The sequence below is a fragment of the Nitrospirota bacterium genome, from assembly GCA_040756155.1.
Lineage (GTDB): Bacteria > Nitrospirota > Thermodesulfovibrionia > JACRGW01 > JBFLZU01 > JBFLZU01.
Genome location: JBFLZU010000111.1, coordinates 9436 through 22049 on the forward strand (window position 1 = coordinate 9436; position 12614 = coordinate 22049).

At 41.3% G+C, this 12614-nt stretch carries 14 protein-coding genes; 8 read left to right on the forward strand and 6 right to left on the reverse strand.

What is annotated here, in order from left to right; translation table 11 throughout:
• From AB1488_10665 to AB1488_10690, 6 genes are all read right to left on the reverse strand, one after another.
• Nucleotides 1-547 (reverse strand): methylenetetrahydrofolate reductase (locus AB1488_10665; GenBank protein ID MEW6410550.1); only part of this gene is annotated, 547 nt, incomplete at its 3' end.
• A gap of 8 nt (nt 548-555) precedes the next feature.
• Complete coding sequence (locus AB1488_10670; protein ID MEW6410551.1) at nt 556-1212, reverse strand: methylenetetrahydrofolate reductase C-terminal domain-containing protein; 657 nt, start codon at nt 1210-1212, stop codon at nt 556-558.
• A 42-nt stretch (nt 1213-1254) separates the two neighbouring features.
• The gene (gene folD, locus AB1488_10675) at nt 1255-2127 is read right to left on the reverse strand and encodes a bifunctional methylenetetrahydrofolate dehydrogenase/methenyltetrahydrofolate cyclohydrolase FolD (GenBank protein ID MEW6410552.1); all 873 of its coding nucleotides are present in this window, start codon (nt 2125-2127) and stop codon (nt 1255-1257) included.
• A 77-nt stretch (nt 2128-2204) separates the two neighbouring features.
• Nucleotides 2205-2771, reverse strand: a complete 567-nt coding sequence (gene folE / locus AB1488_10680) for a GTP cyclohydrolase I FolE (GenBank protein MEW6410553.1) — start codon at nt 2769-2771, stop codon at nt 2205-2207.
• A 149-nt stretch (nt 2772-2920) separates the two neighbouring features.
• On the reverse strand, nt 2921-3511 hold the full coding sequence (locus AB1488_10685) for a 5-formyltetrahydrofolate cyclo-ligase (GenBank protein ID MEW6410554.1): 591 nt from the start codon (nt 3509-3511) through the stop codon (nt 2921-2923).
• Entirely contained in the window at nt 3477-4268 is a 792-nt protein-coding gene (locus AB1488_10690) for a carbon monoxide dehydrogenase accessory protein CooC (protein ID MEW6410555.1), read from the reverse strand. The genes AB1488_10685 and AB1488_10690 overlap by 35 nt, the downstream gene beginning before the upstream one ends.
• Before the next feature lie 136 nt (nt 4269-4404).
• Here AB1488_10690 and AB1488_10695 point away from each other — a divergent pair, with 136 nt between their 5' ends.
• The 8 genes from AB1488_10695 to AB1488_10730 all read left to right on the forward strand — a co-directional run.
• Nucleotides 4405-5613, forward strand: coding sequence for an argininosuccinate synthase (locus tag AB1488_10695; protein ID MEW6410556.1), 1209 nt, complete (start codon nt 4405-4407; stop codon nt 5611-5613).
• Nucleotides 5610-5981, forward strand: coding sequence for a hypothetical protein (locus AB1488_10700; protein ID MEW6410557.1), 372 nt, complete (start codon nt 5610-5612; stop codon nt 5979-5981). Before AB1488_10695 ends, AB1488_10700 begins: the two co-directional genes overlap by 4 nt.
• The gene (gene argH, locus AB1488_10705; GenBank protein MEW6410558.1) at nt 5978-7351 is read left to right on the forward strand and encodes an argininosuccinate lyase; all 1374 of its coding nucleotides are present in this window, start codon (nt 5978-5980) and stop codon (nt 7349-7351) included. Before AB1488_10700 ends, argH begins: the two co-directional genes overlap by 4 nt.
• Nucleotides 7352-7383: 32 nt before the next feature.
• Entirely contained in the window at nt 7384-8436 is a 1053-nt protein-coding gene (locus AB1488_10710; protein ID MEW6410559.1) for a hypothetical protein, read from the forward strand.
• 32 nt (nt 8437-8468) lie between these two features.
• Nucleotides 8469-9725: a diaminopimelate decarboxylase gene (gene lysA, locus AB1488_10715; protein ID MEW6410560.1), complete on the forward strand. Its 1257-nt coding sequence runs from the start codon at nt 8469-8471 to the stop codon at nt 9723-9725.
• Nucleotides 9722-10567, forward strand: coding sequence for a diaminopimelate epimerase (gene dapF, locus AB1488_10720; GenBank protein MEW6410561.1), 846 nt, complete (start codon nt 9722-9724; stop codon nt 10565-10567). The genes lysA and dapF overlap by 4 nt, the downstream gene beginning before the upstream one ends.
• 178 nt (nt 10568-10745) lie before the next feature.
• Nucleotides 10746-12077, forward strand: coding sequence for a DNA methyltransferase (locus tag AB1488_10725; protein MEW6410562.1), 1332 nt, complete (start codon nt 10746-10748; stop codon nt 12075-12077).
• The coding region (locus tag AB1488_10730) for a hypothetical protein (GenBank protein ID MEW6410563.1) at nt 12077-12614 on the forward strand (538 nt) is incomplete at its 3' end. The genes AB1488_10725 and AB1488_10730, both read left to right, overlap by 1 nt.

Consider the following 12614-nt stretch of genomic DNA (forward strand, 5'->3'; position numbering starts at 1 on the left):
CCTTCACCTTCTTTTCGAATTTCATAAGCTGTGGCTCTATGGGATTTGCCTCGGGTGTTACCACGGCACCAGGGAAAAGGTCTGTAGCACCCTTAAGGTCATTCCCCATCATGTCTTTCCCTGAGTTAAGCGCCATTACAACTCTTAAAAGTTGAACAGATTCAAGGTCATAAACAGGTTTCGCAGATTTATGGTCACCTGCCATTACATGATCCCCTGTCATGCAGAGTATATTTTTTATGCCGAGAATATATGCGCCAAGCATATCTGATTGAAGCGCCAGTCTGTTTCTATCCCTGCATGTCATCTGTAATATAGGGTCATGCCCCATTTCTTTAAGGAGTCTGCAGACAGGAAGTGACGCAATCCTCATCACTGCACTCTGATTATCCGTTACATTGACCCCATGTGTTTTCCCGATGAGGTGTTTAGCATGCTCAAGCATCTCAGATATATCCGTCCCTTTCGGAGGACCGACTTCTGCTGTTACAACAAATTCTCCTGACTCAAGAGCCTCTTTAAAGGAATTTTTTTTATGCATTTCCATCTTATCACTTACTCCTTTTTTTTGGGTGTTATTGCAACTGGTTTGAGATGTTTGCTGTAATCCTTTGGCTCAAGTATCTCTTTCATATCGTCAAGCCTATCAATATCCTTAAGCCTGTTATATATCCTGACCCATGCACATTCTATATCTGGATTGACCTCACACATACCATTATTTGTGCCACCACATGGACCGTTCAGTAATCCTTTAGGGCATGTTGTGATAGGGCAGATACCTCCTGTTTTATTAAGGATGCATTCACCACAGAGAGAGCACCGTTCATCAAAATGACGGAATCGCGTCATATTTCCAAGAAATATAGTATCATTTGCAGGATATACAGGTTTATCCTTAAACAATTCTACAATAGCCTGAGTGCCAGCTCCACATGACATAACAAGTATCGCATCAGACCTCTCTATTGCCTCCTTAAATGGCTTGAGTTCTATCTTTGTGCCAAGAACCTGACAACCTGTCTTAGGAATAAAACTACCTGTAATGACCTTACCTGCATTCTCAAGGGCATCTTTCATCTCTGAGATGGCATTCTCATCCCCTGTGCCACAGAGAGCAGCACATTCACTGCAGCCAAGAAGAAATAGAGACTTATACCTCGCCAGCGATTTTAGAAGGTCATCAAAACTCTTTTGTTTTGAAATTATCATATCTTTTACTCCTCACTTATCACTTTTAACTTTTTACTGTATTTATAGCCCTGCATCTACCTCAATGCCTGCTGACCTTTTAGCAGCCCTTACTGTATTGTCAAGGAGCATTGCTATAGTCATTGGACCTGCACCTCCTGGCACAGGTGTAATATATGCCGCCCTTTTTGAGGCAGCCTCAAAGTCAACATCACCTACCAATTTCCCATCAGGCATAACATTGATGCCAACATCAATAACAGCAGCCCCTTCTTTTATCATATCTCCAGTAATAAACCTTGCCTTCCCTATTACTACACAGAGGATATCTGCCCGAAGGCATTCCTCCTTGAGGTTTTTGGTCTGGCTATGACACATGGTTACTGTGGCATTCTTGCTGAGGAGCATCAATGCTAATGGTTTGCCGACAAGTATGCTACGTCCTATAACAACTGCATATTTTCCTTTAGGGTCAATACCATAGTATTCAAGCATCTTCATCACACCGAATGGTGTACATGGAAGAAATGCAGGCTCACCGAGCAGTAACTTTCCAGCAGATACAGGACCGAGTCCATCCACATCCTTTTCAGGGGCTATACTGTTAATGACAGTTTTCTGGTCAAGGTGTTTTGGAAGTGGTAGCTGAACCAGTATCCCGTGCACCCTGACATCCTTATTTAGGCTATCTATCAATGAGAGAAGGTCTTTTATATCTGTATCTGCAGGTAATCTGTGTTCGATACTCTCTATACCGACCTCCTTGCATGCCTTACCTTTTGCGGACACATAGCGTTTGGAAGCAGGATCCTCACCAACGAGGACTACTGCAAGACCTGGATTTATACCCTTCTCTTTTAATTCTTCTACCTCATGCCTTACATTATCCTTAACAACCTCTGCTATTCTTTTCCCATCAATTATCTCTGCAGCCATCTGTTCCCTCCTTTTTACCCCGTTAGAAAGGATGGGGCTTTAACCCTGCCATAAATGGCGGGGCTTTCTAACGGGGTTTACTCCTGACGGCTCTTTATAAATGACAACATCTCTGACCTCGTAGATTCTCTTGTCTTGAATATACCCCTTACTGCTGATGTAACTGTTATCGAGCCTGGCTTCTTTACACCCCTCATTGAAAGACATAGATGTTCTGCCTCTATTACCACCATTGCACCCTTTGGTTTGAGCCTTTCCATGATGAGGTCAGCAAGCTGTGCAGTAAGCCTTTCCTGAACCTGTAGTCTCTTGGCAAGCACCTCCAGTGCCTGTGCGAGTGTGCTTATTCCTACTATCCTGCCTTCAGACGGAATATAGGCGATATAAGCCTTACCAGCAAATGGGAGTAGATGATGTTCGCATATAGAGTAAAATGGGATATCTTTCAAAAGAACCATCTCATCGTGAGATTCGCCTATTATGGGACGCAGGATATCCTCTGTGGGTGTCTCTATTCCGGAGAATATCTCCTGATACATCTCTGCTACACGGTTCGGGGTTTCTTTCACGCCCGGGCGGTTTATGTCCTCACCGATGCCTTCCAGAACAAGCCTTATTCCCTGTGCAATCTTCTTTTTATCCATAATTCTCACCCCCAAAATCCCGCGATTTTTTAGGGAATCCCTTTACCCCGTTAGAAAGCCCCACCTTTCAAGGCAGGGATGGATACATCAAAATTTGAAATACCTTATAGAAAAGGCAGGGTTTAAAGCCCCATCCTTTCTAACGGGGTTTATTTGTTCACCTCTATAGTTCTTTCTTCCGTAATAATCTTGTCGATCTTTACATCATGAGATTCTGCTGGGATATAGTCAACTATCTGAAGTTCATATGCAAGGGCAACAAGATATAAGTCTTTGTGGATTTCTTTCAGCAGACGGTCATAATACCCTCCACCATATCCAAGTCTCGTGCCACTGGCATCGAACCCTACCCCAGGTAAGATTGCAAGATCGACATCAAGAAGCATCCTCGGTCTCAAGAATTTCCACGGATGCTCTAAGATGCCGCAGTATCCAGGTATAAGTTCACTATCGTAATCCTTTAACTCTGAGAGTAAGAGTCCATTTCTTTTCTTCTCAACTACAGGGATGAATACTCTCTTCCCTGAATTTAGTGCTCCCTTTATCATTTCTTTGGTTTCCACTTCACTTCTGAATGCAACATAAAAGAGGACACAGTTAGCCTTTTTATACTCGGGGAGTGAAAAAAAATTCTCCTTTATCTTCTTGTCTTTTTGAAGACGTTCTTCTTCTTTGAGATCATCCCGTATTTTAAGGAGATGCTCTCTAAGACTGTTTTTTTGGAGCGATTCTTTCTTCAAGGGCTTTCTTGATTGCTGATACTCTATAAGCAGCTGCTGGCGATGCCTCAAAGGCAGGTCGTCCTTCAAGGTCTGACCTTATGATTTCATGGTCAAACTCTATAAAACCGATTATCTCCATGTCTTTTAAGGCAGTTTCAAACCAGGCTTTATCTTCTTCCCCCCTTATCTTATTAGCTACAACAAAAATGTTCTTTACCCCTATATCCTCAGCAAGCCTCTTTATCTCCTCTGCGGTCTGAATACTTCTCTGTCCTGGTTCAACAACTATTATAAATGCATCCACCCCCTCAGCAGTTCCCCTTGTAAGGTGTTCGATCCCTGCCTCCATATCAACGATCACTACCTCATCCCTTTTGAGCATCAGATGGTTTATAAGTCTCCTTAACAGGACATTCTCAGGACAATAACAACCTGAACCTCCTGGTTTTGGCTTTCCTAGAACAAGTAGCTTAATTCCATTTATATAATAGCAGAATCTTTCGGGTATATCATCCACCTTTGGATTGAGTTTGAATACCCCACCATAGGTTCCTGGTTTAACACCTGTTCTTTCTTCTATAAGATTACTTGCCTCTGAAAGAGGGATTATTTCTTTAATCTTCTCTTTCGGGATTCCAAGCGACCCAGATAGATTGGCATCTGGATCTGCGTCTACTGCTAATACCTTTTTCCCTTCTGATGCAAAAATCCTCGATAGAATCCCTGTTAGAGTTGTTTTACCTACGCCTCCTTTGCCTGTAATTGCAATCTTCAAAAGAAAATCACTCCTGATAACCAAAGGGAAAATAACATCTATTCTGACAGAATGTCAAGATTTTTGAAGATGCATTTTCAGGCTCTTTACAATAAACTGTTTGAATTTAACACACAAATGTGTTACAAAATAACACATGGATAAAAAAGATAAAAATATAAAAAAGGTGGTTCTTGCCTATTCAGGTGGACTCGATACCTCAGTAATCATAAAGTGGCTCATTGAGCGATATAACTGCGAGGTGATTGCTTTCTGTGCCAATCTGGGGCAGGGTGAAGACCTTGATGCGATAAAGGAGAAGGCGTTAAAGACAGGGGCATCAAAGGTCTATATAGAAGACCTGAAAGAAGAGTTTGCAAAAGACTTTGTATTCCCCATGTTAAGGGCAAATGCGGTCTATGAAGGTAGATATTTACTTGGAACATCGATTGCAAGACCGCTCATAGCAAAAAAACAGATAGAGATCGCAGAGAAAGAAGGTGCCGATGCTGTGGCACATGGAGCCACTGGTAAAGGAAATGACCAGGTAAGGTTTGAACTTACATACCTTGCCCTTAAACCTGATATAAAGGTTATAGCACCGTGGAGGAAATGGGGTTTTGACTCAAGGAAGTCACTCATAGAGTATGCGGAGAAGAAAGGCATCCCTGTCTCTGCGACAAAAGAGAAGCCATACAGCATAGACAGGAACCTGCTTCACATCAGCTATGAAGGTGGAATACTGGAGGAACCGTGGGTAGAGCCTCCTTTAGATACCTATACGATGATTGTGCCTTCAGAGAAGGCTCCAGATAAACCAATCTATATCGAGATAGATTATGAGGCTGGTGATCCTGTTGCTGTTGATGGTGAAAGGATGAGTCCAGCAGTGCTAATCGAGAGACTGAATGAGATCGGTGGAGCGAATGGCATTGGAAGGGTAGACATAGTTGAAAATCGTTTTGTGGGCATAAAATCGAGGGGTGTATATGAAACACCCGGAGGTACAATTCTGCATCTCGCCCACAGGGCGGTAGAATCTATAACCATGGACAGGGAGGTTATGCACCTCAGGGATTTGCTCATACCGAAGTATTCTGAACTTATATACTATGGGTTCTGGTTCTCGCCTGAAAGGGAGATGCTTCAGAAGATGATTGACGAAAGCCAGAAGGATGTAACAGGGACAGCAAGGTTGAAACTATATAAAGGGAACTGTGATGTGGTGGGTAGGAAATCACCTGTATCTCTTTACAGTCCTGAACTTGCTACATTTGAGGCAGATAAGGGCTATGAGCAGAAAGATGCAGAAGGGTTTATAAAGTTAAATGCGTTGAGATTAAGAAGGAGGAATAAACAGAAATGAAACACCTTCCTGAGGACGAACAGATATTCCATGACTGGTTACTCAGATATATCAAGAAGAAGCATTCCAGGGAATATAAAGAGATATACATAAATCCGAGTGATGAAAGAAATCATGAATACATGGGACATTATCCCGATGTTATATTCTCAAATTATGGGCAGGTGCTCCTGATAGCAGAAGTAGAGACAGAGATCTCTATCACAGAAGAGAAGGCAAAGGAATGGAAGAAGATGGCATCTCTCGGCACCAAACTTATCATCCTTGTTCCAAGACAGGCAAAATCTCGGGTTATTGACCTGCTATGGAAGAATGATCTGATGGGCACGGTGGGCGTGGGGGAATACGAGGTGATTGTAAACATATGATAGAGAAACCATGGGGTGGAAGATTTAAGGGAAAGACATCGAGGCTCGTAGAGGATTTTACTGAATCCATCTCTTTTGATAAGAGATTATGGCGATATGATATAAAAGGAAGTATTGCCCATGCAAGGATGCTTGCAAGAGAGGGTATCATTAATCGCGATGAATCGAAAAATATTATTAATGGATTGAGGGAGATCGAAAAAGAGATCGAAGATGGAAGGTTTGTCTTTAGGCCAGAACTCGAAGATATACACATGAATATTGAATCTGCCCTTATTGAAAAGATAGGCGAAGCAGGAGGCAAACTGCATACTGCACGGAGCAGAAATGACCAGATAGCACTTGACCTCAGGCTTTATCTCAGGGATGAGATAAACGAGGTATTATTGCTTATAAAGAAGTTACAGAGAGTAATTGTTACTCTGGCAGAGAGAAACATAGATGTCATTATGCCTGGATATACCCATCTCCAGAGGGCTCAGCCAGTGCTTTTTCCACATCATCTCCTTGCACACATAGAGGCATTAAATAGAGATATAGAACGGTTTGAAGACTGCCTCAAGAGATTGAACCTCTCACCACTTGGTGCATCATCTATTGCAGGGACGACATTCCCGATAGACAGGGTATCTATAGCAAAGGAACTAAGATTTTCAGGTGTCACAGAGAATAGCATTGATTCTGTGAGCGATAGAGACTTTGCTATTGAGTTCTGTGGTGTAGCCTCCGTCCTTATGATGCACCTCTCAAGATTATCAGAAGAACTGGTTCTGTGGTCTTCATCTGAATTTGATTTCATAGAGATTCCTGATGCCTTTACCACAGGCTCAAGCATAATGCCTCAGAAAAAGAATCCTGATGTAGCAGAACTTGTAAGGGGAAAGACGGGAAGGGTCTATGGGAATCTTATTACACTTCTCACAGTGATGAAAGGATTACCGCTCTCTTACAACAGAGACATGCAGGAGGATAAGGAGGCAATATTCGATACGGTTGATACAGTCAAAGAGTCACTGAAGGTTTATGCTGAAATGTTTAAAGGCATAAAGATAAAAGACAAAAATATGTATAATGCTGCTATTGGTGGATTTACAACAGCCACCGATCTTGCAGATTATCTTGTAAAAAAGGGTATGCCTTTCAGAAAGGCGCATACTCTTGTCGGAAGGATCGTCAAATACTGCCTTGATAAAGGTAAGACACTGGCAGGGATGTCAATAAAGGAATTCAGAGCCTTCTCTGAGATAATAGATTCCGATGTCTTCAGTTGTTTGTCAGTTGAGAAGGCTGTAAATGACAGGCTTTCTTATGGTGGAACAGCGAAAAGAAACGTTCTCAGGAGGATTAAGAGATTAAAGGGAAGATTGTAATGTTTATGAAAAAGTTTCGTTTTATATTGATCATGATTTTGGTAGCATCCCTCATTGGTGTGACATCCTGTGGCAGAAAGGCAAACCCCAGGCCACTTGTCCGCTATATACCCAAAGCTGTCTCTGATTTGAAAGCAGCACCAAAGGAAAAGACTGTTCTCCTTACATGGAGCAAACCGACAAAAAACGAGGATGGTTCTCCTATTAAGGATCTGGCTGGTTTTATACTTCTACGGGGAGAGATGCCTGAAAAGGGTGATTATGGATGTGAGTACAAAAGGATAAAGGAAATAGATTTAAAAAGCCCAGAAGATGTGGTTGTAAGGGGAGGCCTTATTAGCTATCGAGATAACGATACAGTGCTTAAATATAATAAAACTTATAGCTATAAGATTCACAGCATCAACAAGGCAGGTATAACGAGCAAGGAATCTAACGAGGTAAGAATAACACTCTTAGCGCCACCAGGGCTTCCAAAGATAATGCATATAGATGCAAGGGATGAAAGCGTGACCTTAAGATGGGATGCACCTGATAAGAAGATAGATGGCACTCCACTTGATAACCTCAAGGGTTATAACCTTTACAGGGCAGATGCCACAGGTATATATGGAGATGAACCAGTAAATAAGGGTCTTATCCTAAGCAGAACTTATAAGGATACTGGACTTAAGAATAATACAAAATACCGCTACATCTTAAGGGCTGTGAATAATATAGCCCCTCCGTGGAATGAGGGTCCAGATTCCGAAGAGGTTACTGCAATCCCATACAATACAATACCCCCAGATACACCAAAACGTCTCGTAACAGTCCCGGTGGAAGTAAGAATACTTGTGACATGGGATGAAAACCCGAACCCTGATGTTATAGGCTACAGGCTTTATCGCTCAACTACAAAGGGAAAAGACTATGTCCTGCTTACACCTGAACCGATAAACAGGACTACCTACACAGATATAGATGTTAAACCAAATGTTCGATACTACTATAAAGTTACTGCGGTTGACAATGCGCTGAAGCCTAACGAAAGCAAACCCTCAGAAGAGGTTGAGGGGATTATAAAGCCTGTCCTGATAGAATAGAAGGAAAGGATTAATCGAAAGAGAGATTCACCATGCATGATTTTGTTTATAGAAATGGAAAACTCTTCTGTGAAGATATCTCTATAGCAAAGATTGCAGAAAAGATCGGAACGCCACTTTATCTTTATAGCCATAATACCCTGCTAAGGCACTTCAGAGTATTTGATAGTGCATTTAACTCATTTCCACATATAATCTGTTTTGCGCTTAAGGCAAACTCAAATATTGCTATCCTGAGGTTATTTGCCAGGGAAGGTGGTGGCGCTGATGTGGTCTCTGGTGGCGAACTCTTCAGGGCACTCAAGGCAGGTATACCTGCAAAAAAGATTGTCTATGCTGGTGTTGGTAAGACTGAGGAAGAGATTCGCTATGCATTAAAGAACAGGATACTTATGTTTAATGTTGAATCTTCAGAGGAACTGAAAGTGATAGACAGGGTAGCGGGTAAACTCGACGTAAAGGCACCAGTTGCACTAAGGATAAATCCAGATGTAGACCCTGAGACACATCCCCATATATCAACAGGGCTCAGGAAAAACAAGTTTGGTATACCTATCTCAGAAGCGATAGAATCCTACCAAATTGCGAAAAAACTGCCCCATATTGAGATAGTAGGGATACACAAACATATAGGTTCTCAACTTACAAGGCTCTCTCCATTTGTGGATGCGCTGAGAAAAATTCTTTTCCTTATCAAGGAACTTAAGTTTCAGGGGTTTCCGATAAGGTATATAGACATAGGTGGAGGTCTTGGAATCACATATAGCGACGAGGAGCCTCCACATCCAAAAGAGTTTGCAAAGGCACTGATACCCCTGTTAAAGGGGATTGACGCTACACTTATAATTGAGCCAGGAAGGGTAATTGTAGGTAATGCAGGCATTCTTGTGACAAAGGTGCTCTATATTAAGAAAACCCCCGAGAAGAACTTTGTGATAGTGGATGCAGGGATGAACGACCTTCTCAGACCTTCATTCTACAGCGCATACCACAGAATAATTCCTGTGAGTAGAAAGGCGAGAAAAACAATGACATCAGACATTGTTGGACCTATATGTGAGTCGGCAGATTTCCTTGCCAGAGAAAGGGAAATCCGTGTGCCAAAACCGAATGAACTCCTTGCAGTGATGAGTGCAGGTGCATATGGATTTACTATGTCATCAAACTATAATTCAAGGCCGAGGGTACCTGAGGTTCTAGTAAAAGGGAAAAGGCTATATGTTATCCGTGAAAGGGAGACATATAACGACCTAATAGAGAAAGAACAGGTACCGAGGTTTCTCTTATGAGACTTTCATTCGTAAAGATGCATGGGCTGGGGAATGATTTTGTGATTATTGACTGCAGAGAAGATGAGTTCGGAGTTCGGAGTTTGGAGTTAGAAGATTTAAGCAGAAAGTTATGCCACAGAAGATTTGGCATAGGCGCTGACCAGCTTCTATTGCTTTATCCCTCAAGCATTGCTGATTTCAAGATGCGGATATTCAATGCAGACGGCGGAGAGGTAGAGATGTGCGGAAATGGTATCCGATGTATTGCAAAGTATATCTGGGATAGAGGTCTCTCTGTTAGAGATGTCCTTGAAATCGAAACAATTGCTGGCATCATAAAGCCAGAGAGGGCAGGGGATATGGTGAGAGTTGACATGGGAGAGCCGATACTTGAGCCAGAGAAGATACCGGTAAAGATTAGTTCGGAGTTCGGAGTACTGATTATAGATTATCCATTACGAATTAATGATAGGGAATTCAAAATGACATGCGTATCTATGGGGAATCCCCATGCTGTAATCTTTGTTGATAAAGTGGATGAGTTTCCTGTGAGCATCTTCGGCCCTGACATCGAGAGGCACCATCTTTTTCCTAATAAAACGAATGTTGAATTCATAGAGGTCATCGGCAGAGATGAAATAAAGATACGGGCCTGGGAAAGGGGTGTAGGGGAGACGATGGCATGTGGCACAGGTGCATCGGCATCGGCAGTTGCATCGAATATAAAAGGACTCACGGATAGAAAGGTCACAGTCCACCTGCTCGGCGGTGACCTATTTATAGAATGGTCCGAAACAGACAATCATGTCTATATGACAGGACCAGCGGTAGAGGTGTTTGAGGGGATGGTGGAGGTTTAGGTTACCTTTTTGTCATTGCGAGGGACGAGCTTCCTCGTCTGTCATTGCGAGGAGCGGAGCGACGAAGCAATCTCTCACTTTGTTCGGGACAGGTTCTCAAGGCAGACTCGGAACAGGCTCCACAATCTCGTCCGTTCGGGGCAGGCTCCGATTCGGGACTGTCCCCATGTCTGGTTAAATGATAATAACAGAGAAAATGTTAACTCAGGGAAAGAAACACGGTGAGAAGATATTAAAATATTTTAATTCTCTCGATTATGACCATTCATGGAGCTTTGAGGAGTATACGACTAAGGACACCAATTATATAACTCATGGTTATCACCGCTACCCAGCTAAGTTTATTCCCCAGTTAGCTAACAGATTAATCCGTGAACTCTCCAATCAAGGAGACCTTGTCTGTGACCCATTCATGGGATCAGGAACAGCATTGGTTGAAGCGAAAGTCTTGGGCAGAAGGTCGATTGGGGTAGATATAAACCCAGTAGCTGTGCTTATCGCAGAGGCAAAAGTAACAGCAATAGAGCCTGCTAAGTTGCAAGGATATTTTGATCTTATTTCATCGAAAATCAAAAATGCTCACCCACTGTTTTTTGTAAAAGAGGCAGTTGAGCCTTATATTCCACAGAATGAAAGAATAGATTACTGGTTTAAACCTGATACAAAGATTGCATTAGGCAGAATTTTATCTGAAATAAACTTAATCTCTGATAAGAAAGTCAGAACATTTTTTCTGTGTAGTTTTTCCCATATACTTAAATCATGTTCTATTTGGCTTCAAAGGAGCACAAAACCAACAAGAGACTTTAAAAAGGTAATACCAGATCCATACGAAGCTTTTCTAAAACATTGCAGAATGATACTCAAAAAGAATAACGAATATTATACTATTTTAGAGAAAGATGGTTTTTTAGCTGTTGAGTGTAACCCATCAAAAGGTGATGCGAGAAAGATTCCAGTTGATGATGGAACTGTTGCCCTTGTAGTGACATCACCGCCTTATGTAACATCATACGAATATGCAGACTTACATCAACTTACTGCCTTATGGCTCAATTATGCGACCAATATCAGAGGTTTCAGGAAAGATTTTATTGGCAGTTCACGAAATGGAAGGGATAATATAATTCTTGAGAGCAAAATAGCAGAAGATGTAGTGAAACAGCTTGAGATAAATAAGACAGGCAAGGCATCTGAAGTTGCTACCTATTTTCATGAGATGAGGGAATCTTTTGTCGAGATTCATCGTTATCTCAAAAAGAGTGGAAAGGCATGTATTGTGATTGGAGATACAACATTTAAAAAAGTCTCTGTCCCAAACGCAGAAGTCTTTGTTGAGCAGATGGAAAATATAGGGTTCAAAATTTATAAAGTCATAAAAAGAAGAATACCGTCAAAAATTCTGCCGCAAACAAGAGATCCTCTTACAGGTAAATTTACTTCTTCAAACAATAATACTAAGACATTGGCATATCCTTATGAGTATATAATGATAATGGAGAAAGTGTAATGGAAGATCTAAAAGAAATTATGTTAAAAAAGACAGATCTGATTTTCGAAGAAACTCTGAGAGAACTGAAGGATTATACACAATGGCTAACCTCATTAAATACTTACTTTTATTGGTCAGATTTTCTTGGTAAAAAATTTTCTTCAAATGAAGTAATAAATTTGATCAACGAAGCTACTTTTGATTTAGTATCTTCTCTTTTCACCTCTTTCACGGGTTTTTATAGGCAGGGAATGATTGCCTTAAGGAGTTCGCTCGAGTTAACAGGATTATATGTATATTATTTTGACCATCTAATTGAATTTAAGTATTTTCTTAAGGAAGGTGGATACAGGGGACCTTTACTTTCAGAATTGATCAATAAAGGAGACTTCTTAGTGAAGAAGTATTGTTCATTGTTTATTAATGAAAATAAACTAAAAAAAGAACTACATACGGAGGTAGAGAATACATACAAAGAACTATCTAAATACGTTCACGGAAGATTAGGAAAAATGCAAACACTCATAGCTTTTCCAGTTAATTATGATAAAAGTG

Coding starts and splice junctions, on each gene's coding strand:
- AB1488_10670 (MEW6410551.1), bottom strand. CDS start 1,212: ATGATAATTTCAAAACAAAAGAGTTTTGATGACCTTCTAAAATCGCTG.
- folD (MEW6410552.1), bottom strand. CDS start 2,127: ATGGCTGCAGAGATAATTGATGGGAAAAGAATAGCAGAGGTTGTTAAG.
- folE (MEW6410553.1), bottom strand. CDS start 2,771: ATGGATAAAAAGAAGATTGCACAGGGAATAAGGCTTGTTCTGGAAGGC.
- AB1488_10695 (MEW6410556.1), top strand. CDS start 4,405: ATGGATAAAAAAGATAAAAATATAAAAAAGGTGGTTCTTGCCTATTCA.
- AB1488_10700 (MEW6410557.1), top strand. CDS start 5,610: ATGAAACACCTTCCTGAGGACGAACAGATATTCCATGACTGGTTACTC.
- argH (MEW6410558.1), top strand. CDS start 5,978: ATGATAGAGAAACCATGGGGTGGAAGATTTAAGGGAAAGACATCGAGG.
- AB1488_10710 (MEW6410559.1), top strand. CDS start 7,384: ATGATTTTGGTAGCATCCCTCATTGGTGTGACATCCTGTGGCAGAAAG.
- lysA (MEW6410560.1), top strand. CDS start 8,469: ATGCATGATTTTGTTTATAGAAATGGAAAACTCTTCTGTGAAGATATC.
- dapF (MEW6410561.1), top strand. CDS start 9,722: ATGAGACTTTCATTCGTAAAGATGCATGGGCTGGGGAATGATTTTGTG.
- AB1488_10725 (MEW6410562.1), top strand. CDS start 10,746: ATGATAATAACAGAGAAAATGTTAACTCAGGGAAAGAAACACGGTGAG.